Below are 25,430 nucleotides of genomic sequence, written 5' to 3'. Positions count from 1 at the left end.
TCTTATTATCTTTTACTGTTAATTCAATAGATTTTTCCTTCTAAAACACTTATAGCCAACGGTTTAAATCACCAGCAACAATTACTTCAACCGTTTACTTACACTGCACGATAAATATCTTTCAGATTACGTGCCAACCCATTATAATCGAGACCGTAACCTACTACAAAATCGTTTTCTATTTCAAAACCAACATATGCTATTTCTTCAAAATCATGTTGTACGGCATCAGGTTTCAAGAGTAAAGTACATACTGCGATCGAAGCAGGTTTTTCTTTTTTAATAAGATCTATTACTTTTCTGAGTGTATTTCCACTATCAATGATATCCTCTATTATGATAACTTCTCGCCCTTTTAAACTTGTATTCAGGCCAATTACACTTTTTACCGTATCCGCTCTCCGATCTCCCTCATAAGACGCCATTTTTATAAAACACACTTCCGAGGCAATATGTACCTGTTTCATCAAGTCTGCCATAAACATGAAGCATCCGTTCAAGATTCCAACAAAAACAGGCACCCGTTTTTCATAAGCAACGTTTAACTGAATACCGATTAACCGCAGCTTCTTCTTCACCTGTTCATGATCAATCATTAACTCGAAATCTTTGTGGTCTATCTGTATCTTCATCTATTCTCTGAAATTATTAGTTATCTTCTTCATTTTCTTCCTTTTTCCCTCCACCAAACAGCCGTTCAATAAAGCTTTTCGTCTCTTCAAATTCGGTCTCGATATCTATACTTTTAGCGGTATCAACCTGTAAGGTATCCGGTCTGGCCGGCCTTAATGACTCTTTCAGGCGAACACCGTAAAAACCATAGCTGCTACTATCCCTTTCAATCAATCCCCGTCTAGCCATTATTCCCCCAATAAGTCGAAAATACCCGCTCAAATATGGTTTTAACTGTCCGTCGTATTGAAAAGGATATAACCCTGTTTTTGGCTTGGGAACAATACTGGCCAAGTAAATACTTTCACCTAAGTTTAATTGAGATGGCGTTTTGTTAAAATAATACCTAGCTGCTTCTCCAATACCATAAACATTACGTCCCCATTCGATGATGTTTAAATACACTTCAAACATTCGCTGTTTGCTAACTACTTGATTATTTTCTATTAACCACACCATTAATATCTCCTCTATCTTACGTGCAAGTGTTTTTTCCCTCCCTAAATAAGCATTTTTTACAAGTTGCATGGAGATGGTACTCCCCCCTCTTCTAAAGGCTTTTGCTTTTATATTTGTCGCAATAGACGCCCTGAACGCGTCTTCAACAAATCCCTTATGGCTAAAAAAAGAAGGGTCCTCTGCCGTGAGGATAGCATTTTTTAAGTGGGATGAAACTTCATTAATTGGGGTAAAGTTAGGATTGCGCGGTCCAACTTCAATGCTACGCATCGCTTTACCATCCTCGTAGGGTGTATAAGTGAACGGTGTGTTTATCTTAGCTAAATTCGTTCTACCCCAAGAATTTATTCGAAAATCTTTCTTCTGCATGCCTGCTGTCAGCTTTACACTATCTGGATTATCAAGGTCAACGTAGAAGTCGAGATCATATTTCAACTTCCCAGACACTCTGATACCTTCCAAATTATCAAACATCCCTTTCGGAAAAGCATCAAACATCTCTTGTGCTTCTATCTCGGGCATTTCTATTCCAAAGGCAATTGTTCTATTGGGTTTAAGCCCAACCTTGCCATAAGGATGTGCCTTTAATTCCTTTACCTGTATTTCAGTCTTCGGATCTAAGCCAATATAATCGTCACCAATGAGTACGACAGCATTCATCAGCCCGTTTGACACTACGATATCATGATCTGAAATTCTCCAGTGGTTTAGTACCAGGTTTTTTACAGCCCAACCCCCTTCTACATTTAACTCACCGCCTTTTAAGGATACATTTCTTAGGTCTGTCTCTAAAGTATCAAAGCGAAGTTTTAGACCGAATTTTCTATTGAACAAGGGTAATTCAACCGGAGTTCCTTCTGCATATAATTTAAAATGTAGTTGTTTTCTGTCTGGATTTAAATTACCAACGGCGTGCCACGTGGCTTCGTTATCGTTGATATTAATCGTAGACGACAATCTCCCATTGATGATTGACGCTTCGGGTATGGCTATTGTCTGTTTCGTGCTATCATCTTCGTAGCTGTTTTCAAAATGCCTCAATTTCATGTTTTCAGGAATCTTATAAAGCACGCTGTTTAAAACTCTATCTGCCAGTTCGGCGAGATTCATCTTTGATGTAGGTTGATTGCTGATCGTATCGGTTGACTTTTCGTTAAAAAGAAAACCATAATTACTGACACTGTCTCGCTTAACAAATGAAAGTTTACCGTCGTGTACATTTAATGCTGCTATTTTGACATTACCGGCCAATAATGGCAAAGGTTTCACTCCCACTTCCAAATAAGCAATTGAAAGCAGTTGCTCTCCTTGTTCTGGTTTAGCTGCAATGTTTTCCAGCGTTACCTTATTCATGCCGGAGAAATACGCTTTTTCAATCGACACATTAAGATCGTACTCCTTCTTTGCCTTTGTTTTTACTCGCTCAATAGCTTCAGCCAATAACCTTTCACGTTTGTTATAAACTACTATGCCTGTGACAAGTAAAACGATCAACACTCCTCCAAGCACGTAAGCTAATACTTTTAAGTGACGGGGGTTTATCTTTTTAAGATACTCTTTTATCATCATGCTTCAACTCATAACTGCTAATCAAAAGTAATATTATTTTAAGTATAATGGACTTCTGTTAATCCATTTGTTTACGCAATGTAGAATTACCTGGTAAAAAAACCTCATACATCAAATTATACATGCTATTTGTTATTTTTGCAACAAATAGATTGTTGATGATTACTAGAGAACAGGTATTACATGCTTTGAGTTTTGTTGAGGATCCAGATTTAAAGAAGGATTTGGTTACCCTGAACATGATTAAGGATATTGAAATTACCCCAAACAAAATCAGTTTTAACGTTGAGCTTACGACTCCGGCTTGTCCTATGAAAGATCATATCGAGCATGCTTGCCGTAATGCTATAGCTCATTTTGTTGATAAGAACATTGGCGTTGTCATTAACATGACAGCGCAAGTTCGTTCGCAATCAAACACACAGCTCGATAACATAAAAAATATTGTGTTGGTAGCTTCTGGTAAAGGGGGAGTTGGAAAGTCTACTGTCGCAGCAAATTTAGCCTTGGCGCTTCAGTTAAAAGGGGCCAAAACCGGTTTACTGGACGCTGATATTTATGGGCCTTCTTTACCGATGATGTTCGGTGTGGAGGGAGCTCGACCAAAAGCGATCAAAACGGAAGATGGTAAAACACAGATTCAACCTATTGAAAAGTTCGGCATAAAACTGCTTTCTATCGGTTTCTTCACGGATCCTAACCAGCCCATACCCTGGCGAGGCCCTATGGTAAGTGCTGCTATTAAACAGCTTTTTAACGATGCTGATTGGGGCGAGTTAGATTATCTAATTGTTGATTTACCTCCAGGCACGGGAGATGTACATATCACTGTGGCTCAGAATTATCCTGTTGCGGGAGCCGTAATTGTAACGACTCCACAAAATGTAGCCTTAGCCGACACACAGAAAGGTATTGCTATGTTTATGATGAACACGATTAATATTCCTATTTTAGGTATTATTGAGAATATGGCTTATTTCACTCCGGCTGAACTTCCTAATAACAAGTATTATATTTTCGGAAAAGACGGCGGCAAACGTCTGGCGGAACAGGTTGAAGCACCCTTTTTGGGAGAGCTTCCTTTGATAAAAAGCATTAGTGATGCGGGTGACAATGGTTATCCCATAGTGACGGATGAAGATGAAAAGATATCTAAAGAATTTTTAAGCATTGCAGAAAAAGTTGCGCAGCAACTATCATTACTTAATAATAATATAATAAAGGCCTAATTAGCTTTTTTTATACTATAGTTTTTTTTAGTATCTTTACGTCTATTTAAAACCAAATAAGGTTATGAGTTTACAGGAGAGAGTTGAAGAAGCATTAAATACACTTAGGCCCTACTTAGAGGCAGATGGAGGCAACGTTATGATTGAGGAAATCACCTCTGAAAACGTAGTACGCCTTCGTTTGTTAGGCTCTTGCGCATCATGCTCAATGAGTATTATGACCTTTAAAGCAGGGCTAGAGCAAGCTATACAAAAAGCTGTACCAGAAATTAAAGCGGTCGAAGCCCTCAACATTACTGATGCCGATGATCCAAATGCAACTATGCCTCAGCGTGTTAACTAAGCACTTTCCCTTTTTTAACATTATTTAACGGCGGTGCTGTTTAGTTTTTGGTAGTTTTACTCATTATGAAGAACTGGGGAATATGCATACTTATTTTTTTCGGAATTTGGGTTAACGCTTATGGGCAAGAACAAACCGAACGAAAGCTGGTGCAATTCAGTGGGTTCATTCTTAATGCGGACTCGAATATTACCGTTCCGTACGTTACACTTACAAACCATTCTTATCAAGAACAAATTTTTAATGCAAACCATCAGGGTTTTTTCTCTTTTGTAGCACACGAAGGAGACACGATTAGGTTAAGTGCGGTAGGCTATCTTTCTGAGACGCTTGTTGTTCCTAAATCTGCTGATAATAGCGTCACGGTAAAGGTATCTATGAAATCCCATATCATAGATTTACCCGTTGTTACGATCTATCCTTGGGCAAGTATAGATGAATTTAATTACGACTTTATGAACCTTAAAATTGCTGATGACGACTACCTTATCGCACAGAAAAACCTTTCTACAGAATCGTTAATGGCCATGGCGAGAGACGTTCCTCGTAATGCAGCAGAGATCCAAAACATGGACGCAGTTAACCGGCATATTGGTCTAAGTAATAAAGTAACTAACCAACGCCACTCTAATGCTCTATTTAGCCCTCTTGCATGGGCTAACTTTATCAATCAAATTTCACAAGGGAATAAAAGCCGTAAAAAATGACCGGACTTTGCTCCTGCCATTTATTCTTCTACCCAAATAATTTTTGTTTCAGTTGGTTCCCGTAAGGCTTCCCGATCCTTTTCTTGATGATAGCCAAGATAAAACAACCCTAAACATTCTTCGTTAGCGCTTAACTTAAAGGGTTCTTTCAAGTTTTTTATACTATTGGGGGTACTCCAATAACCTCCTATTTCCTTAGCTGCTGCGGCCAGCCACAAATTTTGTACAGCAGCCCCAACTGCAGCAACTTCTTCCCACTTTGGAACAAGCCCGCTATAATGAATATTGATCGCGATAACTGCCGCCGAACGAAGAATTTTTTCTTTGGTAACGTCATACTTTTTCTGAAGGAATTGATCGGGGGGCGTATTTTTCTTATAAAAATTAGCCATTAAATCTGCCAATTTAATCAGCCCCGCACCATTAAACACCATAAACCGCCACGGTTGCGTAAGTTTATGAGTAGGTGCATATGTTGCTGCCTGAATGATTTCAAAAAGATCCTGTCTAGCAATTTCCTTCGTATTATAACTCGCAGGAAATATACTTCTGCGGTGCTTTATATGATTTAATATAATCTCTTCCTTTTGCATTTTGTTTTACTTTCGTTATGACAAGATAAAGCCGCTAAACATAGGGTCTAGCGGCTTTATCACCTTCATAAAAAGATGTTAGGATTCTTGTTTAGCAGAAATAAAGTCAGCCATTACATTCAAACTTTCCTCTTGAATAAAATCGTTTTCTGACCTTGGCAGAGGCTCTCCTTTTTTAATTTCAGGGAGTCCCCTCAATTTTCGACGAGCGTTTACACGTGCTCTATTTCTTATATCCTGTTCATCTCGCTCTTCTTTCAACTTGTCTTCCTGTAGCGTGATAGATGTTTCTCCTTCACGCTTTCTGAACAGCTCAATATCCTCCAAAAGATACTTATATTCAGCAGAAGTTTTCATCCGCTCATCATGCCTATCTTTTAAGGTCTGGTTAATGGCAACAAGATCTGCATACTGATTATACGTCGATGACTTTATATGATCCCAGGGCAATGCAGCTTTCTCTGAACTCTCCCCAAATTTATCGGCTGTGTAAATCATGGGAAACTCGATATCTGGTGTTACCCCTTTATGCTGCGTACTACTTCCATTAACCCTATAAAATTTAAACGTAGTAAAATTGATTTGCCCGAACGTAGGAGCCCCTTGTGGCATACTTTCGTCTATATTAGAATCTGATTTAGTTCGTGCACTTAATAAGAGTCTGTCCGCTCTACTGATAAACTGATCCATAGCCACGGCACTCTGTACCGTGCCCTTGCCATAAGATTGTGTACCAAGAATAACGCCTCTGCCATAATCCTGAATAGCAGCAGCAAAAATTTCAGAAGCAGAAGCACTGAAGCGATCAATCATCACTCCAAGTGGTCCTTCCCAACTGATTGTTTCATCATCATCTCTATTTACTTCAACGCGGTTATTAGGATCGCGCACCTGAACAACTGGGCCCGATTTGATAAACAGTCCCGTCAACTCAACAGCCTCAATCAACGAACCTCCTCCGTTTGCCCTTAAATCCATTAGCACACCGTCTACTTCTTCCTGCTTTAAGGTGTCTAAAATTCTCTTGACATCTCTAGTAGTACTTTTATAATCTGGATTACCTGCTTGCATCTCTTTAAAATTAAGGTAAAATCCGGGCACTTTAATCACACCAATCTTATACGTCTTTCCGTCGTCCCCCTTAATTTCTTTAATCTCTTTCCTTGCAGATTGTTCCTCATCTACAATTTTATCTCGAATCAAAGAAATTACCTTAGGAGTTGCTGTAAGCTCTTCTCCTGCCGGAATCACTTTTAACCTTACGGTAGTCCCTTTTGGCCCTTTAATTTTAGAAACTACGTTTCCTAATCGCCAACCGATTACATCAACGAATTCCTCGTCGCCCTGAGCTACTGCTATAATTCGGTCATCCTGCTTCAAAGACTTATCGCGAAAAGCCGGTCCACCGGGAACAACACGCATAACTCGTACCACTTCGTTATCCATCATCAGCTGCGCGCCGATACCCTCGAAAGAGCGAGACATGCTTTCATTAAATGCTTGTGCTCCCTCTGGGGTAAAATAGTTTGTGTGCGGGTCAATTGCTCCGGTAAAAGCATTCATCATCATTTCAAAAGCATCAAAACTATTAGATGTTTTTTCTTGTGAAATCAAATTTCCATAGCGCTCTTTAAGCGTTTTACGGTTTTTTGCTTCTTCATCTTCTTTACCAGTACTGCTTAACCTCAGTTTTAATAAATCATATTTTACCCTCTTCCTCCAGCTCTCATTAGCCTCTTCTTCGTCCTCAAACCAGCCTAGTTTCTCACGGTCATAATCAAACGACTCATCTTTTGAAAAATCAAAGTCTGAATCAACCTGATTAACTGCATAGTTCAACCGCTCGTTAAACCGCTTTCGATAAACGTTAAACACTTGAAACATGGCGCTTAAATCACCGCTTCTTAAGTCGTTTAACAATACTTTACGATAAGACTCAAAGCTATCGATATCTGATTGCAGAAAATAATTTTTACTAGGGTCCAGACCGCTTAAAAGACGATCGAAAACTACAGACGATAAAGAGTCATTAAATGGAACCTTTTTATAATGTGCTTTTTCAAGCAGATTAACTAAGTCTTTTGCTATAATTTCCTGTTTGGCGTTTGGTTTTAATACACCTGCACCTTCCTCTAAATTTACGCGTGGGTTAGCACTGCAGGCCACTGCAGCAACAATAAACAACGCCAAAAACAATTTCTTCAACATCTCTTGGAATGATTTTATATCCATTATTCAATAATATTCAACTTGGCAACCAAATACCCTTAAGGGTTTAAATTTATCAAAAAAAGCGCCAATAACTCTTTCTCTTAAAACAAAAAAGCAGTTTACTTGCAAAACATAAAAAATTTTACATTTATACGCACTTTAAGGTTTAGAAATTTTGATAAAAAGACAAAATGGCATTCTTAAAAATTACCTAAAATAAGTTAGTTTAGGGTCCCTTTCATTTCGTTTGAAATAACAGCAAGCTCTTTCGGCTGCGAAGCCAAGATAAGTTTATTTTTAATACTATCATATTCCGCTAATGATGATAATGCTTTAGCATAATCTTTCTGATGGATATAAATATCACCTAAATCATCATATATTTGCATTCTTAAAATATCGTCACCACTTGCTAGGGCATAAGCTACCGCTTTATTGTAATCATCTATAGCTAAATCATATTCCTCAAGCATCTTTTTTACTTTAGCTAAATAATATAAGCTATATGACATATCAATATTGTTATTATCATTTATAGAGGCCATTTTCACAGCTTGTAGATAAAACCACCTAGATTCCGTATACTTTTTTTCGGCTAAATAAATGGCTGCCAAACTATTGTAAGCCCTTACTCTACCACTTACATTTTTTGCCCGCTTATAAAGGGGCAGCACCCTTTTTATAATATCCGTTTGTGCTTCCAAATAAGCGTTTTTTGCAGCTTTTATCGTCGCCAATTGTTCTAAAGAGGATGCTTGTGCGTCTAAATCTTTATTTTTTACCGCAAGTTTATGCATCATGTTATAATAAAAATTGGCTTGCTCAAGATCTCCCATAAAACTATGAAGAGCTGCAATATTATTACATATTACCAGTTGAGCGCTATAATTCTTTAATTCCTCTTTATTCGAAAGTGCCCGTTGAAAAAAAGACAAGGCCTCATTGTATGACTTACTTTCTACATAGTGTATCCCTAGTCTGTTCTGGAGATTAGACATCATCTCCAAATTTCCCTCTTGTAAATAGGTTCTTATAGATCGGAGCAAAGAGCTTTCAACATTAACAGAAAAATTTCTGTTTTTCTCCAGATTCACCAGGACTGTTGAACCCTCTATTGCATATGTTTGCCCAATTTGCCAGAGACAAGTATTTAAACGTTGTTCAGCCAAAAGTTTAGCTATTGTAGTAGCTTCTTCATGTTTTCTATCATATTTTTCCTCTAGCAATTGCTCTTTCGTCTTTTCGGGCGGTAAATTATACAGTATCGGACCTATCCCCACAAAGTCATTTCTTGCAGAAACAGTATCTTCCGAGTGTTTAACTCCCTCGTCAATACGTTCGCTAGCTTTGGTTTTTGTATACCAGCATAAGGTTAATATAAGGGAATAAGTGAGCGTATATTTAAGTGTTTCTTGCATTTACACTTTTTCTTTTTTTAGCTAATATACAAATTTTATACTAAACCATTTAAACACCTCTTAATTCGTTTAGCAATTTACTATTGATAATAGCAATAATTAATAGTAGGTTTGCTAAAAATCATGGCAACAATTATTCCCTTGGCCGAGCGCATGCGGCCTGAAAATATAGACGATTATGTTGGCCAACATCACCTATTGGGCAACGACGCTGTTTTGCGTAAATCCATACAAAGCAATACTATTCCATCGATGATCCTATGGGGGCCTCCCGGTGTTGGTAAAACAACTTTGGCTTATATCATGTCAAAACAACTTAACCGTCCATTTTTTAACTTAAGTGCTATTAACTCAGGAGTCAAAGATATCCGTGATATAATCGAAAAGGCTAATCTTAGTCAGAAAATGTATCAAGAACAGCCTATTCTTTTCATAGACGAGATTCATCGCTTTTCTAAATCTCAACAAGACTCTCTCTTGGGCGCTGTCGAGAAAGGTTTAGTAACATTGATCGGGGCAACCACCGAAAACCCTTCTTTTGAAGTTATTTCAGCCCTGTTGTCAAGATGTCAGGTATACACATTGAAACAGCTTGAGGAAAATGATCTTGTCCATTTGGTACATAAAGCTTTGAGGGATGATGAGGTCTTAAAGTCAAAAGGAATAATCGTTGACGAATATGAAGCGCTGTTAAGAGTTTCTGGAGGCGATGCACGAAAACTGCTAAACGTGCTTGAACTAGTAGTAAATGCATTAGAGAACGACAACAATCGAATTACTAATGCGTTTGTGCTTACCCAGGTACAGCAAAATATGGCTTTATATGATAAAGCCGGAGAACAACATTATGATATCATCTCGGCATTTATTAAGTCTATCAGAGGAAGTGATCCGAATGCAGCAGTATACTGGCTAGCTAGAATGATAGAAGGGGGAGAAGATCCCTTATTTATTGCTAGACGTTTGCTTATCTTAGCATCAGAAGACATAGGCAATGCTAACCCCAATGCACTTCTATTAGCCAATAATTGTTTTCAGGCAGTTAATGTAATAGGCTGGCCAGAATCAAGAATCATTCTATCGCAAACGGTAACCTATATGGCTTCCTCAGCAAAAAGCAATGCGGCATATGAAGCCATTAAGAACGCACAAAGCCTGGTAAGACAAACCGGCGACCTATCAGTACCCCTTCATCTAAGGAACGCCCCAACAAAATTAATGAAGAACCTTAATTATGGGAAGGAATATAAGTATGCTCATGTTTATGAGAATAACTTCGTTGAACAGGAATTCCTGCCCGAAAAAATCAGCGGAAGCTTACTTTACGATCCAGGAAACAATGCAACAGAGCTCAAATTACGCGAACATCTAAGAAAACTCTGGAAGAATAAGTACAAATATTGACCGCCTGCGAACAGGGCTATACGATCCCTAAAGCTTCACAGGCTTTTTCCGCGGCGAGCTTTTCTGCGTTTTTCTTGTTATAATCTCTTCCGGTGCCCTTTACTTCACCAGCAATGACTGCATCAACGGTAAAGAGCTTAGCGCTCTCCCCCTCTGCATTATTTGTGATCTCAAAAGAAACTTCCTTTCCCATTGATTGGCACCATTCTATCAAACGACTTTTGAAATTCGTCTCTGTTTGTTCCAACAGATGAATATCTACATGTGGTTTTATTATTCTATTGAGTAAAAAATTACGGGTAAAAAGGTAGCCCTTATCTAAATACACCGCTCCAATCAAGGCTTCAAAAGCGTCTCCAAGCAATGAGCTGGATTTCCCTGGATAATTAACCATTTTGGCATCGTATTGAATCAGTTCATCAAAACCTAGTTTTCTAGCCAACTGATTTAAATTAACTCTGCTCACAATTTTAGAGCGCATCTCAGTTAAAAACCCCTCATCTTTATAAGGATACATCTTAAAAAGTAATTCAGCGACTACTGCTCCTAAAATTGCATCTCCTAAAAACTCCAAGCGTTCGTTGCTGTTTTTTGCCCCCTTTTTGACTGCTATTGCAACGGATTTATGCCGAAAGGCCATTTGGTATAGGTAAAGATTACCAGGGATAAAGCCCAATAAGTTTTTAAGCGCCCTAACGTATTTTCGTTTGGACGACAGGTAGAGCTTATAAATGCTAAAAACAAACATTATCCTTTATGGGGAAAAATTAGCAGAAGGAACCGATGCTCTTTACAACTTTTAAAAGCTGTATATCATAAAGCCTATGATTCAAAAACCTTACTCTTCGAATTTTTTGAATATTACAGAAGCATTGTGCCCTCCAAAACCAAACGTATTGCTTAATGCATGATTAACCGTTCTCGTTTGTGGTTTGTTAAAAGTGAAGTTAAGCTTACTGTCTAAGTTAGGATCATCTGTAAAATGATTAATGGTCGGTGGCACTATTCCATTTTTAATGGATAGTATAGATGCGATAGATTCTACCGCCCCTGCAGCCCCCAACAAATGACCTGTCATGGATTTCGTAGAGCTAATGTTCAATTCATAAGCATGTGATCCAAAATGGTCCAATATAGCTTTTGATTCACTTATATCTCCAACAGGTGTTGAGGTGCCATGAACATTTATGTAATCAATATCATTATTTGTAATATGAGCGTCTTTGATAGCATTGGTCATGGCCAACCTTGCGCCCAATCCTTCGGGATGGGATGCAGTAATATGATGCGCATCGGCGCTCATGCCACCACCAATAAGCTCAGCATAAATTTTCGCGCCACGAGCTCTTGCATGCTCTAAACTTTCCAAAATAATAGTGCCAGAACCTTCTCCAGCCACAAAACCATCTCTGTCATTATCAAAAGGACGAGAAGCTGTCGACGGGTCATCATTACGGGTAGATAGCGCATGCATAGCATTAAACCCCCCTATACCGGCTTCGTTGATAATGGCCTCAGAGCCTCCGCTTATGATCACATCTGCGTATCCTGTTCGGATATAATTTAATGAGTCTATTAAAGCATGAGTTGAAGAAGCACAAGCCGATACAGTAGAAAAGTTAAGTCCATGTAAGCCATATTTCATCGATATATGCCCAGGACATATATCTAAGATCATTTTTGGTATAAAAAACGGGTTATATCTTGGTGTACCATCACCTTTGGCAAAGTTACTTACTTCATCTAGAAAAGTTTTCAACCCCCCTATTCCTGACCCCCATATAACGCCTATGCGATTAGTATCGAGTTTGTCAAATGCTAGCCCTGCATCCCTAACAGCTTCATCAGTAGAAGCAAGAGCATAATGAACAAATGGATCTAATTTACGTGCATCTTTGCGATCCATAAAGCTTGTTGGATCAAAATTCTTTACCTCACACGCAAACCTTGTTTTAAATTTCTCTGCGTCAAAATGCGTAATAGGAGCAGCTCCGCTTACCCCGTTGATTAACCCTTCCCAATATTCAGAAACGGTATTACCAATAGGAGTAAGCGCACCTAATCCTGTTACTACTACTCTTTTAAGCTCCATTTATTCGATTGGCCTAATTTTAGTTAGTTAACGTTTTTTTCCAAATAAGCTACAGCTTGTCCAACAGTGCTGATGGTTTCAGCTTGGTCGTCAGGGATAGCTACGTTGAATTCCTTTTCAAACTCCATGATCAACTCTACGGTGTCTAATGAATCAGCACCTAAATCATTGGTGAATGAAGCCTCTGGCGTAACTTCATTTTCGTCAACACCTAATTTCTCAACGATAATTGCTTTAACTCTTGAAGCGATATCAGACATGATTTTTATGGTTTAATGTTTAATAAATCAGTGCAAAGAAAAATAAAATTCAGCAAAAATCAAACCTTTTTGACTTTTACCAACAATTACTTCTCTTTTATCTATTACTGTATGGTAAGGTGCGTGCTAATTCAGACCCCTTTTATCCATGCACAATCTGCAAAATATTTTTGTATATTCAAAGCATATACTTATATAAATTTGCAGTAAATAGCAGTTTATCTGCTTTTGTTATTTTTGCATTAAAAGAGAAGGACCCTTGAATAAATTAACATTAAAATACGAACTCGACATCGATTTTAACCTGGTAGCGATAACCAGTCCACTGAAGGATTACAGGCTCTGTTACTTCATTAATAAGAAAACAGGCTTGGACTTATACAAAATAGAAGATCATGAGGTGATGCTCGATAGTCATACCACACTATACTTTGGCAGATACACCTTTGAGGATGAACAAAATGATATCTCTTACTTTTTAATTAACAATAAAGGAATAGAGGGAGGGGTCTTAATTCCAGAGACGAAGGCTACTGATTATTTTCTACTTATTAAAAACGCTATTGATGATGAGCTACTCGAATGGCAAATAACACAAATAAACAGCCTTAAAGAAGTCGTTGTGGCAACCGAAATAGATCCCAATAAATTGAAATCTAGAGAAAATTTAGTATTTTAGCTTGATAATGATTTTCTTATCTTTGCCTGTGTATAAATTACACTATAGCAAAAGCTAAACCAAAGGAACAATATGTTCACCATGGGGGATCTTAATATTAAAAAACTATAAAGAAATAATAACAACCATTAAATGGATATGTATGTACTTTTTATGAAACATTTGTCCGTACATATTCTTTGCTAAAACAAATCATTCAAATGAAAAAAGTTCATAAGAGAACTAAAATCGTAGCCACGCTTGGGCCGGCTTCCTCTCCAAAGGATACTTTAAGCAGTTTAATTGAAAAAGGTGTAGATGTATGCCGGTTAAATTTTTCTCATGGAAGCCAGGAAGACCATCTTAAAGTTATCAACACCATTAAAGAGATCAATCAGGAAAACCATTTAAACATTGGTATACTTGCCGATTTACAAGGGCCGAAGATCCGTATTGGTAAAATGAAAGAGGGTGGGGCCATATTGTTAAATGGCAAAAGGCTTCGTATTACCACCAAAGAGTTAATAGGAAATGAAGAAGAAATATACATAACTTATCAAGAGTTTCCAAAAGATGTTGCAGAAGGCGAAATAATTCTACTTGACGACGGTAAGATACAACTAAGGGTAATAAGCACCAACGGCCTGGATACTGTAATTTGTGAGGTAGTGCATGGAGGGGTCCTTACTTCAAGAAAGGGCGTAAATCTTCCTAATACTAAGGTGTCGATTCCCAGCTTAACAGAGGAAGATCTTGATAATTTGAACTTCGTATTAAACTATGACGTTGAATGGATAGGAATGTCTTTCGTAAGAACCGCTGAAGATATCGTGCAATGCAAAAAAATCATTGCTGAGAAAGGAAAATCTGCACGCGTTATTGCTAAAATAGAAAAACCCGAAGCCATAGAAAATATCGATAGTATTATCGCTGCTACCGATGGTGTAATGGTTGCTCGTGGAGACCTTGGTGTGGAAATACCAATGGAACAAGTGCCTCTTTTACAGAAAATGATTGTACAAAAGTGTCGTGATGCATCGAAGCCTGTTATTATTGCAACACAGATGCTTGAAAGCATGATCACTACGCCCAGACCAACGAGAGCAGAGGTGAATGACGTAGCAAATTCCGTACTAGATGGTGCTGATGCTGTCATGTTAAGTGGTGAAACATCCGTTGGCGAATTTCCAGAAATTGTTATCGAAACAATGACTAAAATAATTAAAAATGTTGAAGGAACCGCCTATCCTTATTTTGCAGCACGTAAAACTAGCCAGAACCCTTCTACCTCTATTCCTGACTCCATTTGTGCATCTTCTGTGTATTTAACACAGCAAGTAAAAGCAAAAGCTATTGTAGCAATGACCTCTTCAGGATATACCGCTTTTGAAATTTCGAGTCATCGTCCTGATTCTGATATCCATATTTTTACTGGAAATAAAGCCTTATTAAATACTCTGAGCCTGCTTTGGGGAGTCAAGGGGTTTTATTATGACGGAGAAGAAAGCACCGATTCGTCGATCGCAGATGTCAATACACGTTTAGTGGAAGAAGGTCTCATCTCGAGAGGGGAGCTTGTAGTAAATACCGCATCAATTCCGATAAGCGAAAAGGGAAGAACAAACATGATAAAGGTTACCGAAATAAAGTAATAGGAATCTCTTTATATCATTATTATCAGTACGCTATTTTAATGTATACATTAAAATAGCGTACTGATAATAATCACACCTTTAACTGTTCTGTCTGATAAAACACTTCCGTTTCAATTCTCTTTTCAACCATACGGTCTGAAACCACCTGCTGTATTTTCTTCTCCATATCAGACCTATATATAACCGTTTCATCCATATTATTTATTAACACATCATATGGACCTTTAGTTGCCATCAACTTTACTAAGACAGGTAGACATTCAAAAAAGATAAATAAGCCGGTGATAAAGGTTATCGCCCAGTAATTAGACGCTTTGCGAGTTCCATTTATCTCATATTTTAACTGTTCAAGAGCAGCGTTGCGGTCTGCAAATCCAGCCAAATTAACCGCACTATCCAAGCTTCTACCCGCTATCAATTTTTCATCAAAAAGTCCCTCCTTTATTCGTTGGCCGCTTAAAAACTGCTCTTTTAAGGCTATTTCAGCCAACACGCTATCATAAAAAAGCTCACTTTCTTTTAGTTCATTTTCTTTTCTTTTTGCATAGGATCCGTAACCAATAATCCCAGAAGTTTCATCCGTTTTATTTCCAAAAATCTCAAAATTTAGTTGTTGCCTAACACCTTTTAAGGCCTGCTGTAGAGAATCCCGCCGTATTTTTAATTCGTCAACACTTTCTATTTCCGATTGATATCGACCTTCAAAGGAGCGCGCCAATGTTTCAACCTTCAATTGCTGGTCCTGTAGATAATTCGACTTCAATTGCTCTTTTATCTCCTTATCAAATATTTTGATCTCAAGAGGTCTAGCGATAACTATCCCAATAATAACGGCCAACAGGATCCGAGGAGCAGCCTGCAATAGTTGCTTTAAGGGAGTCTTGTTTTTATTGATTGACAGCACAATGTAACGGTCCATATTAAAAATCGCCAAACCCCAAATTATTCCAAAGAGCAGCGCAACTATTATCGCATAGGGATTTCCGCTAAATACAAAATAAGACGCATAACCAGCGGCAGTTCCTGCGAAAACACCAGTAAAAAATATGGTAGCGCCAATACCCAGATATTTGCTTTGCTCCGTAGGACTTTCTAATAACGTAGGCATATGAACCCCACTACAAAACCAAAAAAAATGATTTATCTTACCCATAAACACTTGATTTATCGTTAAAGATATATCAACAGCTTTTCAAAGGCCATTCCCCTCGACGCTTTCAGTAAAATGAACGATTGGTTTACCGGCTCTTTCTGTAAAGCGTCAATCGCCTCTTCTATTGTATTATAAAATATGGCATCGCCTATATATGATGAGTGATGGCGGTAGAACTCTGTGCCGACAAAAATACGCTTATCTAATTCCATTGCTATCGCTTGCTCAATAATTTTTTTGTGTTCAGAAGAGGCTTCTTTTCCAAGCTCAAACATATCACCTAAAACAATACTTTTTTTCTTTGCGTCTAAACTTTTTAAATTCTCCAGTGCGGCAGACATGCTACTAGCATTTGCATTATAATAATCGCAAATTACAGTGTTATTTGCTGTTTTTATGATCTGTGACCGCTTATTGGTTGGCACATATGCCGCCAATCCGGTATTGATTAGCTTTGGTGTTAGCTCGAAACACAAGGCTGTAGCGATTGTTCCTAATATGTTTTCCATATTATAGGCCCCGGTTAAGTTTGTCTCGACAAGGTGCGCTCGCTCATCATTTTTTTCCGACCAGCTCATGACAAGCTTGGGGCTTCCCGAAACGAGCTTTCCTGTTACGTCATGGGCATCACTAAAACCATATGTTATAACAGACTTAAATTTTCTAGTGTTAGCCATCGAAACCAAATTTGCGTTATCCGCTTGTAGAATAAGTGTTCCTTGGGTCTTTTCCAACCAATCGTACAATTCGCCTTTCGCTGCCTTTACGCCTTCGAAACTCCCGAACCCTTCTAAATGGGCTTTACCAACATTGGTTATCATACCATATGCTGGTTGGGCAATTTCACAGAGAAACTCAATTTCCTTGATATGATTAGCTCCCATCTCTATGATGGCAATTTCTATATCTGGAGTAATATCAAGAATGCTTAGAGGAACACCGATATGGTTATTCAAATTACCCTTTGTAGCATATACATTAAACTTTCTTTTAAGTACCGCATACAACAGCTCCTTTGTAGTGGTTTTACCGTTTGTGCCGGTGACTCCTATAATGGGAATATTCAACCTGGCTCTGTGGTACCTTGCCAAGTCTTGGAGTGTTTTAAGCACATTCTCCACAAGGAAAAAACGCTCGTCCTTTTGGTATTTTGGATTATCTATAACTGCATGGGCGGCTCCACTTTTCAGAGCTTGTTCGGCAAATTGATTTCCATCAAAGTTAGCTCCTTTAAGAGCAAAAAAAATTGATTGCGGAATTATTTTTCTTGTATCAGTTGATACCTTATAATTTTCAAGGAAATAACTATAAAGTTCGGGAATAGTCATGTAAGCTTTTTTACTAAATTAAACATTGTTTGTTAAATATCCCATGTCTCTTTTTGCTTAAATCAGGGAATAGATAGTCATTAATTATTCGCTTTCAACAGGCAATGATCCGCTTTTGGTTCAACAACCTCTTCAGCAACACATTTCAAACCATATTCCGTCATCACCCACTCGGTATTATTATCTCGTTGTCCCTCCGGATATTTTCCCCTACACTGCCATGCCGGTATATTTCTAATATAACGATCAGACTCTTCGCTAATAAAAAGCCGCGTTCCAACAGGTATGATCATTTTAACATTTACCCGTTGATCACGTATTAGTTCTCCGTTCGGGATAATAGAATGGCTATCAAACACCAGCTGCTGGTTTTGTTGATGCACTCCGTATATTATTTTCTCCGCTCGCCTCGCTGCAACATCAAAGTTACGACCGCTTGCCCTGAACTCTTTAATCAATTTAGCCTCCTCGTTTTTTTCCGATTTTAAGATATTGATATTAACCGAATGATTTTTCTTGAATTTGCCCCGTCTTTGATTAAACCGAATGATTTGGCCAATAGAATCCATGGAATGGTTACCACTGTCTATTTTTTTTATCATGTTTACGTCATCTACATCGATATAATACCGTTCTTGTTTCGTTAGTACTAATTCTTGAACAAGAGTTGCATCTTCGGCAAAATCCTCCGCTGTTTTTAAGCCGTGGTAAGACACTGTCCCAACAGCAATTAGCCATACCAACAACAAGCTAAATGATACATAACGCCCAACAACACTTCTATTGAACAGAATACGAATCGCTAATAAGATCAACCCAAAAAGAGGAATTGCTATACAAAAAAATAAAGCAACTATCACCACTGTTTTATACTCTTCCGGAATAATATACAGTGGAAAATCCGCGCCATACAACCCTATACCATCATTTTTCCATCCGGGAATTGTTAAGACCAACCCTATCAATAGCCCTAGTAAAGCAAAACACAAACTAAAAATCACTAACGCTCCAACCACTTTTAGAAAAACAACAAATACTTTACCTAAGCCGTTTATCAGGTTTTCCAAAGCTTCTCCCACCTTGTTTAGGCCGGGCTTAATTCTTTCCCCGGCCGTAGTAAAATTTCCACGAAGGCCCTCCATTTCCTCATCGAAATTCCTCTTGAAATTCTGTAGATTGGGCGCTTCGCCTTTCATTGCCATTCTATCGGCCCGTGTTTTTGCTTGAGGAACTACTATCCAAAGAATAACATAAATAAGGAGCCCTGTTCCGGCAAATACAAACAATAACACCATAGCCAGGCGCACCCATAGCGCCTCAATATCTAAGTAATGACCGAGCCCAGCACAAACGCCTCCAAAAACTTTATCATCTGCATCTCGAAATAGTTTTCGTGTACCGTTATATGTAGCATTGTAAAAAGAGCCCTGCTCTTGTCCATAGGTGCTGTCTTCTATACTCGGGTCGAAATCACTAACCTTTCCCATCTGAGCACATACTTCATCCACATCTTGCATGGTAATTACTTCCTTCTTCCCCGAAACCACGCGCTCGTTAAACATTTCTGCTATCCTGTTCTCAATATCACTCACAATTTCTTTGCTATCTTCTGTATATGCAAAGTGTCTTTTTACATCGATCATATATGATCGTAAAACCTCATATGCATCTTCTTCAATGTGGAAAACGATGCCGTTTATATTGATAATTATAGTTTTGTTCATAGCTATACATATTAAAGGTTTACATTTTTATCTTCTTCCTTTGGAGCCGTTGATGTTTTAACAGCAAATACCAGTTCGTTCCAGGTTTGATCCAACGCTCGGAGAACTTCCTTTCCCGCAGGAGTTATTTGATAATATTTTCTAGGAGGCCCCGCACTAGATTCCTTCCAGATATAACTAAGCAGCTCGTTGTTTTTAAGCCTGGTTAGCAGAGGATATAAAGTACCCTCCACCACCAGCAGTCGAGCGGCCTTTAACTCACTGATGATATCCGAAGCATAAATTTCCCCGCGGGAAATTATGGACAGAATACAGTATTCAAGTATTCCCTTCCTCATCTGGGTTTGCGTATTTTCTACTATCATATTACAAAGATATATGTTTTATTAGGTATTATGCAATACATAGTAGCTTGCAAACAAAAAATTTATATTAACACACTGATTATAAGCGTAATAAATTTTATTTTGTTTCATTTTTTAAACATGCCTGTAAAATTATTGCAGAATAGTTGTTTAATTAACATCCATAATCCCAAAACCTTGCTATGTAAATATGGCAGCAGAGTCCCACTACCTAAGACCTATTTATTGGTTGATATTTATCATGAACCACTATTTGAGAAGAAATAGTGTATTTTTCACACAATTCTATTTGCTTTTTTATATTTCATCCAATACATTTACAAATTAAATCTAAGATAACCAAAAGCATGAGTAGACCCTCAGACCTTAAGCAGTCCTTTATTAATATATTTGGAAAAGACCCTATAATCGCCCGATCACCCGGAAGAGTTAACTTAATTGGCGAGCACACGGATTATAACGATGGGCTAGTATTGCCCGCCGCAATTAACAAGAATGTTTATGTTGCAATCGCTAAAAATAACCTCCGCAAAATTAGGCTGCACGCTCTTGATCTAGCGGATTCCTTCGAAACATCTGTAGACGCCATCGCAAAAACGGAAAAACTTTGGCCAGACTATATTTTAGGTGTCGTTGAGCAGTTGCAGTTGAACAATTATAAAATAGGAGAGGGCTTTGACCTGGCCTTTACCGGTGATATTCCACAGGGAGCAGGCCTGTCTTCTTCTGCCGCCCTGGAATGTGCCTCTACCTTTGCCTTAAGTACCTTATACGGGCTTGATCTTCAAAAATTAGACATTGCGCTCCTGTCTCAAGCAGCAGAAAATCAATTTGTTGGTGTTAATTGCGGCTTAATGGATCAATTTGCAAGCGTTTTTGGCAAAAAACAACATCTAATTAAATTAGACTGCGCAGATTATTCTTATGAATACATCCCTTTCCATTCGACCGATTTAAAGATTTTACTGCTTGATACACAGGTTAAACATTCGCTAGCGTCATCAGCTTATAATGACCGTAGAAAAGAATGTGAAGAAGGGGTACGCCTTATCTGTAAACACTATCCCATAAAGAGCTTACGTGAAGCAACAGAAGAGCAGCTACTTACCTATGTAAAACCTATAAATCCTATTGTTTACAATAGATGCAGTTACGTGGTCTCAGAGATAAACCGTGTGATATCAGCCTGTGAAGACTTAAAACGTAACGATGTTAGATCATTTGGACAACGAATGTTTGACACACACGACGGCTTACAATATCTATATGAAGTAAGCTGTCCTGAACTTGATTTGCTGGTTGATCTCGCCAAAGAAAACCCGAATATTTTAGGCGCCCGTATGATGGGTGGGGGCTTTGGGGGCTGTACCATAAACTTAGTAAACGCAGAAAAAGCCGAAGAAGTAGCAGCAACCCTTACAAAAATTTACGAAGAAAAAACAGGCAATAAAATACCTTACTATATTGCTGAAATTAACACGGGAACTAGCCTGTTATAATTAAACATAATTTCTATGAATCATAATCAACTTCCGCAGCTCGTTGATTTTAAAAAGGAAGTTAAAAATAAAAAAACAGTTCTGATCATTCTAGAGAATGATAGGGGAATGAAGGTCGCATTTAGCAATTACGGTGCAAGAATCGTGAGTATTTTGGTGCCCGACAAGTATGGCAAACCGGTAGATGTTGTGTTAGGATTCTCTACCATTGAAGACTATCTTGGTGCAGACGAAGTATATCATGGGGCGACTATCGGCAGATTTGCCAACCGAATAAAACAGGGGAAATTTAAAATAAACGAAGTTTCCTACACTATCGGCCCCAACAATGGTCCTAATGCGCTACATGGAGGAAAGGCCGGTTTTCATCAACAAATCTGGGACAGACGAGTGAACAATCCGAACGAAGTGACTTTTTACTACACGTCACCCGATAACGAAGAAGGTTTTCCTGGCACCTTAACCGTTTCCGTTTGTTACACATTAACAGATAACAACGAGTTGCAAATAACATATCGGGCTTCCTCAGATAAAGACACAATAATCAACTTAACTAATCACGCCTATTTTAATCTAAAGGGAGAGGGAAAAGGAGACATTCTTGATCATGTTGTAGAAATTAATGCCGATGCTTTTGTTCCCATTAACGAGCAGCAAATCCCCTTGGGCGAGCTCAGTCCTATTAAAAATTCGCCTTTCGATTTCTCTTCCGCCAAGGCAATCTCTACAGATATTGATAAAACAGACACCCAATTGCTTAACGGTGGACAAGGTTATGACCATTGCTTTGTTTTAAATAAAGGTCTTAGCAACGGTAAAAAAGTGGTTGCTTCCGCCTATGCAGACCGTAGCGGCGTAAAGCTCGAGATATTAACAACCGAGCCCGGCTTACAATTCTATACGGGAAATGCATTATCGGGTAAAGATCTAGGCAAAAGCGGAAACACCTACGATCGGCACAGTGCATTTTGTTTTGAGACACAACATTTTCCCGATTCACCGAACCAAAAAACTTTCCCTGACACATATTTAAAAGCCGGCACCATTTTTCATTCTCAAACGACCTACCGTTTTTCGGTAATAAAATAGACATTAATTTTAATTAAAAAACCAATGAAGACCCTACACACAACAGACTATTTTGTTTTTCTATTCTACTTCCTGATAGTAGCCCTCTACGGATATTGGGTATATCAAAGAAAAAAATCACTAACTGCCGATTCAAAGGATTACTTCCTGGCAGAAGGGTCACTTACTTGGTGGGCTATTGGGGCCTCACTAATAGCGTCAAATATTTCTGCCGAGCAATTCATCGGCATGAGTGGTTCTGGTTTTCAAATGGGTTTGGCAATTGCCGCATATGAATGGATGGCCGCCATAACGTTAATTATTGTTGGTATTTTTTTCATCCCTGTATATCTTAAAAACAAGATATATACCATGCCGCAATTCCTAAATCAACGCTACAATAGCACGGTAAGTATAGTAATGGCGGTTTTTTGGCTTCTTCTTTACGTAGTAGTTAATTTAACCTCTATTCTCTACCTCGGCGCATTAGCCGTATCAAGTATTTCGGGTATTAATTTCACCGTATGTATCTTTGCTCTTGCCATTTTTGCCATCATTATTACGCTCGGAGGGATGAAAGTAATTGGTTTTACTGATGTTATACAGGTTTTTTTCTTAATACTCGGCGGTTTGGCTACCACCTACATTGCGCTAAATTTAGTTGCCGACCATTTTGGAACGCAAGGGGCCCTAAGTGGTTTAGGTTTAATGTACGACAAAGCACCCGATCATTTTGAAATGATCTTTGGAAAAGACAATGAAAATTATCTGGACTTGCCAGGGCTTTCAGTCTTAATTGGTGGTTTGTGGATCGTAAACCTTAACTATTGGGGCTGCAATCAGTACATTACACAACGGGCATTAGGCGCCGATCTTAAAACAGCCCGAGGAGGATTGCTTTTTGCGGCTGGATTAAAGTTGCTAATGCCCGTAATTGTGGTTTTACCGGGTATTGCCGCTTATATCTTATACAAAGAAGGTTATTTTCAAGAAGAGATGCTCCAAGCTGGGGAAGTTAATCCGGATCATGCATATCCTGTGTTGTTAAACCTATTACCTACTGGGCTAAAGGGTCTTTCCTTTGCCGCTCTTACAGCAGCCGTGGTAGCGTCTTTAGCTGGAAAAGCAAATAGCATTGCGACTATCTTCTCCTTAGATGTTTACAAAAAAATATTCAACCAAGAAGCAAGTGAAAAGAAGTTGGTAAATGTAGGAAAAGCAACCATTGTTATTTCTATGCTTTTGGCTATCATTATATCTCCGTATCTGGGTATCGACAAAAAGGGGGGGTTCCAGTACATTCAGGAATACACCGGTTTTGTTTCTCCCGGAATATTTGCCATGTTCATCCTTGGTTTTTTCTGGAAAAAAGCAACCTCCTCAGCAGCCATGTTTGCTACCGTGGGGGGGTTTATACTTTCTGTAATATTTAAGTTTTTACCAAATATGGTAGACCTTTCTTTTTTGTATCCTCTCGGCTTTGCGGTACCGAATGCAGAAGGTATTTATGAAATACCCTTTCTGGACAGGATGGGTTTCGTGTTCATCATTTGTGTTGTCGCGATGATTGTTATAAGTATCTTCGAAACGCGTAGAGGTACTGTTCCCAAAGGACTTGAGGTCGACACAAAAATGTTCCGGGTACATACTGGCTTTGCTATTGGGTCAATATTAGTAACGGGTATCGTGGCCGCCCTTTATTTGCTTTTCTGGTAAGTTTTTATGACCGCTTGAGTAACGGCTAACTTGTATTTTTGATTGTACGTTGAAAATACTAAGTTAGCCGTTACTTTACTATATTGGTAAAAAATAAACACTTATATTAAATAGTTAGCTATGCATATCAGCCCTTCCACTCTTTCTTTTTTATCTGATTTGAAAAACAACAACAACCGCGAGTGGTTTCAAGAAAACCGGGATCTTTACGAAGCGGCCCATCAAAACGTCAAAGATTTTGTTGCTGCACTCATTGTTAGCTTGTCAAAAATCGACCCCTACATTAACGACGATATACCCGTTTCAAAATGTTTATTCCGAATTTATCGCGATACCCGTTTCAGTAAAGATAAAACACCCTATAAAAATTGGTTCGGAGCTGGTATTTCCGTTGCGGGGAGAAAGCTCAACGGTCCGGAGTACTATTTACACATAGCGCCTGAAACTTCTTTTATAGCCGGGGGTTACTGGCGACCGGAAAAAGAACATCTTGCCGCTATTAGGCAAGAAATAGATTATAACGGTGACGTTTTTAAAACAGTCATTTCCGCAAAGGAATTTCAGAAATATTGCACTTTAGATTTCGACGACAAACTGAAAAAAGCACCATCAGGTTACGATCCCGACCATCCAGAAATTGAGTTTTTGAAACTTAAGAGCTTCACAGCCAGCCATCGCGTTAAGGATAATCATCTTACAAGTAAAAACGCTTTACAGTACCTGATGGAACCAATAAAAGCTATGCAAGATTTTAAGCTTTTTTTACATCGAGCTTTAGATTAACAGCAGCGGTCATCACAAATCGATAATGATTGGGGCGATATTTAGTTGGATGGGTATATCTTCTCAAAACACCTGTGATCCACAGAAATTGTTTTTTTATCTTTTTCCGTATCCTACTAAATGGCTTTTTTTCAACGGTACACCATTCGTAGTGATCTTCATGTGTAATTCACATCAACCCCGTGAATTACCGCGCTCGACCTTCGCCTTCGGTATGTTAAAGACCATTTTCCTATATCGCGGTTTAATCGAAAAGCCAATGTTTGCCTTTGATTAGTACCCCGATCATTTGTTGGAAGATCTCTTCGCTAATGGTCTTAGAAGGTATTCTAAACCATTGATTTTAATTTCATACATGGTGGCCAACAGCATTCCCAGTTTCCCTTTTGGAAAACCTTTTCCATGAAGCCAGATCAGATAATGCTCAGGTAATCTATAAATAGGCTGATCTTTATATTTACCATAAGGCATTGGGTAGGTAAGCAGCTCTTCTAGCAATTTTCTTTCCATATATCTCAAACCAA

23 protein-coding genes are annotated in these 25,430 nt (G+C 38.5%); 10 read left to right on the top strand and 13 right to left on the bottom strand.

Annotated elements, in window-relative coordinates:
- Positions 1-98: 98 nt before the first annotated feature.
- Positions 99-632 (bottom strand): hypoxanthine phosphoribosyltransferase, encoded by a 534-nt coding sequence (gene hpt / locus H8S90_RS06230; protein ID WP_187341712.1) that lies wholly within the window; start codon positions 630-632, stop codon positions 99-101.
- Between the two features lie 16 nt (positions 633-648).
- Positions 649-2,700 (bottom strand): transglycosylase domain-containing protein, encoded by a 2,052-nt coding sequence (locus H8S90_RS06225; protein ID WP_255501842.1) that lies wholly within the window; start codon positions 2,698-2,700, stop codon positions 649-651.
- 158 nt (positions 2,701-2,858) lie between these two features.
- Here H8S90_RS06225 and H8S90_RS06220 point away from each other — a divergent pair, with 158 nt between their 5' ends.
- From H8S90_RS06220 to H8S90_RS06210, 3 genes are all read left to right on the top strand, one after another.
- Positions 2,859-3,929, top strand: coding sequence for an Mrp/NBP35 family ATP-binding protein (locus tag H8S90_RS06220; RefSeq protein WP_187341711.1), 1,071 nt, complete (start codon positions 2,859-2,861; stop codon positions 3,927-3,929).
- 64 nt (positions 3,930-3,993) lie between these two features.
- Positions 3,994-4,272, top strand: coding sequence for a NifU family protein (locus tag H8S90_RS06215; RefSeq protein ID WP_187341710.1), 279 nt, complete (start codon positions 3,994-3,996; stop codon positions 4,270-4,272).
- 65 nt (positions 4,273-4,337) lie between these two features.
- Complete coding sequence (locus H8S90_RS06210) at positions 4,338-4,979, top strand: hypothetical protein (RefSeq protein ID WP_187341709.1); 642 nt, start codon at positions 4,338-4,340, stop codon at positions 4,977-4,979.
- A gap of 20 nt (positions 4,980-4,999) precedes the next feature.
- Here H8S90_RS06210 and H8S90_RS06205 read toward each other — a convergent pair whose 3' ends face one another.
- From H8S90_RS06205 to H8S90_RS06195, 3 genes are all read right to left on the bottom strand, one after another.
- Positions 5,000-5,572: a nitroreductase gene (locus H8S90_RS06205; protein WP_187341708.1), complete on the bottom strand. Its 573-nt coding sequence runs from the start codon at positions 5,570-5,572 to the stop codon at positions 5,000-5,002.
- 78 nt (positions 5,573-5,650) lie between these two features.
- Entirely contained in the window at positions 5,651-7,780 is a 2,130-nt protein-coding gene (locus H8S90_RS06200) for a carboxy terminal-processing peptidase (RefSeq protein WP_187341707.1), read from the bottom strand.
- A 224-nt stretch (positions 7,781-8,004) separates the two neighbouring features.
- Entirely contained in the window at positions 8,005-9,009 is a 1,005-nt protein-coding gene (locus tag H8S90_RS06195) for a lipopolysaccharide assembly protein LapB (RefSeq protein ID WP_187341706.1), read from the bottom strand.
- A 315-nt stretch (positions 9,010-9,324) separates the two neighbouring features.
- Here H8S90_RS06195 and H8S90_RS06190 point away from each other — a divergent pair, with 315 nt between their 5' ends.
- The gene (locus H8S90_RS06190) at positions 9,325-10,605 is read left to right on the top strand and encodes a replication-associated recombination protein A (protein ID WP_187341705.1); all 1,281 of its coding nucleotides are present in this window, start codon (positions 9,325-9,327) and stop codon (positions 10,603-10,605) included.
- 16 nt (positions 10,606-10,621) lie between these two features.
- On the opposite strand, the gene rnc is transcribed toward H8S90_RS06190, so the two are convergent.
- The 3 genes from rnc to H8S90_RS06175 all read right to left on the bottom strand — a co-directional run bounded on the left by rnc (position 10,622) and on the right by H8S90_RS06175 (position 12,957).
- Positions 10,622-11,353 (bottom strand): ribonuclease III, encoded by a 732-nt coding sequence (gene rnc, locus H8S90_RS06185; RefSeq protein WP_187341704.1) that lies wholly within the window; start codon positions 11,351-11,353, stop codon positions 10,622-10,624.
- 90 nt (positions 11,354-11,443) lie between these two features.
- The gene (fabF, locus tag H8S90_RS06180; RefSeq protein WP_187341703.1) at positions 11,444-12,697 is read right to left on the bottom strand and encodes a beta-ketoacyl-ACP synthase II; all 1,254 of its coding nucleotides are present in this window, start codon (positions 12,695-12,697) and stop codon (positions 11,444-11,446) included.
- Positions 12,698-12,720: 23 nt separating this feature from the next.
- On the bottom strand, positions 12,721-12,957 hold the full coding sequence (locus H8S90_RS06175; RefSeq protein WP_013664647.1) for an acyl carrier protein: 237 nt from the start codon (positions 12,955-12,957) through the stop codon (positions 12,721-12,723).
- 259 nt (positions 12,958-13,216) lie between these two features.
- Here H8S90_RS06175 and H8S90_RS06170 point away from each other — a divergent pair, with 259 nt between their 5' ends.
- Both H8S90_RS06170 and pyk read left to right on the top strand, forming a co-directional pair.
- Positions 13,217-13,636, top strand: coding sequence for an IPExxxVDY family protein (locus H8S90_RS06170; protein WP_187341702.1), 420 nt, complete (start codon positions 13,217-13,219; stop codon positions 13,634-13,636).
- Between the two features lie 200 nt (positions 13,637-13,836).
- Positions 13,837-15,267: a pyruvate kinase gene (gene pyk / locus H8S90_RS06165; protein WP_187341701.1), complete on the top strand. Its 1,431-nt coding sequence runs from the start codon at positions 13,837-13,839 to the stop codon at positions 15,265-15,267.
- A 73-nt stretch (positions 15,268-15,340) separates the two neighbouring features.
- On the opposite strand, the gene H8S90_RS06160 is transcribed toward pyk, so the two are convergent.
- The 4 genes from H8S90_RS06160 to H8S90_RS06145 form a co-directional block, all read right to left on the bottom strand.
- The gene (locus H8S90_RS06160; protein ID WP_255501841.1) at positions 15,341-16,378 is read right to left on the bottom strand and encodes a DUF4407 domain-containing protein; all 1,038 of its coding nucleotides are present in this window, start codon (positions 16,376-16,378) and stop codon (positions 15,341-15,343) included.
- A 62-nt stretch (positions 16,379-16,440) separates the two neighbouring features.
- Entirely contained in the window at positions 16,441-17,751 is a 1,311-nt protein-coding gene (murF, locus tag H8S90_RS06155) for a UDP-N-acetylmuramoyl-tripeptide--D-alanyl-D-alanine ligase (RefSeq protein WP_187341699.1), read from the bottom strand.
- A gap of 80 nt (positions 17,752-17,831) precedes the next feature.
- Complete coding sequence (locus H8S90_RS06150) at positions 17,832-19,475, bottom strand: PspC domain-containing protein (RefSeq protein ID WP_187341698.1); 1,644 nt, start codon at positions 19,473-19,475, stop codon at positions 17,832-17,834.
- Positions 19,476-19,486: 11 nt separating this feature from the next.
- Positions 19,487-19,840 (bottom strand): PadR family transcriptional regulator, encoded by a 354-nt coding sequence (locus H8S90_RS06145; protein WP_187341697.1) that lies wholly within the window; start codon positions 19,838-19,840, stop codon positions 19,487-19,489.
- Positions 19,841-20,187: 347 nt separating this feature from the next.
- Between H8S90_RS06145 and galK the strand changes: the two genes are divergently transcribed.
- The 4 genes from galK (at position 20,188) to H8S90_RS06125 (ending at position 24,906) form a co-directional block, all read left to right on the top strand.
- Positions 20,188-21,339: a galactokinase gene (gene galK, locus H8S90_RS06140; protein ID WP_187341696.1), complete on the top strand. Its 1,152-nt coding sequence runs from the start codon at positions 20,188-20,190 to the stop codon at positions 21,337-21,339.
- 15 nt (positions 21,340-21,354) lie between these two features.
- A complete protein-coding gene (locus tag H8S90_RS06135; RefSeq protein ID WP_187341695.1) occupies positions 21,355-22,428 on the top strand; it encodes an aldose epimerase family protein in 1,074 nt (357 codons plus the stop codon).
- A 24-nt stretch (positions 22,429-22,452) separates the two neighbouring features.
- On the top strand, positions 22,453-24,123 hold the full coding sequence (locus H8S90_RS06130; protein ID WP_187341694.1) for a sodium/sugar symporter: 1,671 nt from the start codon (positions 22,453-22,455) through the stop codon (positions 24,121-24,123).
- Positions 24,124-24,243: 120 nt separating this feature from the next.
- The gene (locus H8S90_RS06125) at positions 24,244-24,906 is read left to right on the top strand and encodes a DUF2461 domain-containing protein (RefSeq protein WP_187341693.1); all 663 of its coding nucleotides are present in this window, start codon (positions 24,244-24,246) and stop codon (positions 24,904-24,906) included.
- Between the two features lie 285 nt (positions 24,907-25,191).
- On the opposite strand, the gene H8S90_RS06120 is transcribed toward H8S90_RS06125, so the two are convergent.
- Entirely contained in the window at positions 25,192-25,416 is a 225-nt protein-coding gene (locus H8S90_RS06120) for a DUF3820 family protein (protein WP_187341692.1), read from the bottom strand.
- Positions 25,417-25,430 lie beyond the last annotated feature (14 nt).

It is taken from the genome of Olivibacter sp. SDN3, from assembly GCF_014334135.1.
In the GTDB taxonomy this organism is placed as follows: domain Bacteria; phylum Bacteroidota; class Bacteroidia; order Sphingobacteriales; family Sphingobacteriaceae; genus Olivibacter.
This window is presented reverse-complemented; position numbering and strand designations above follow the sequence as displayed.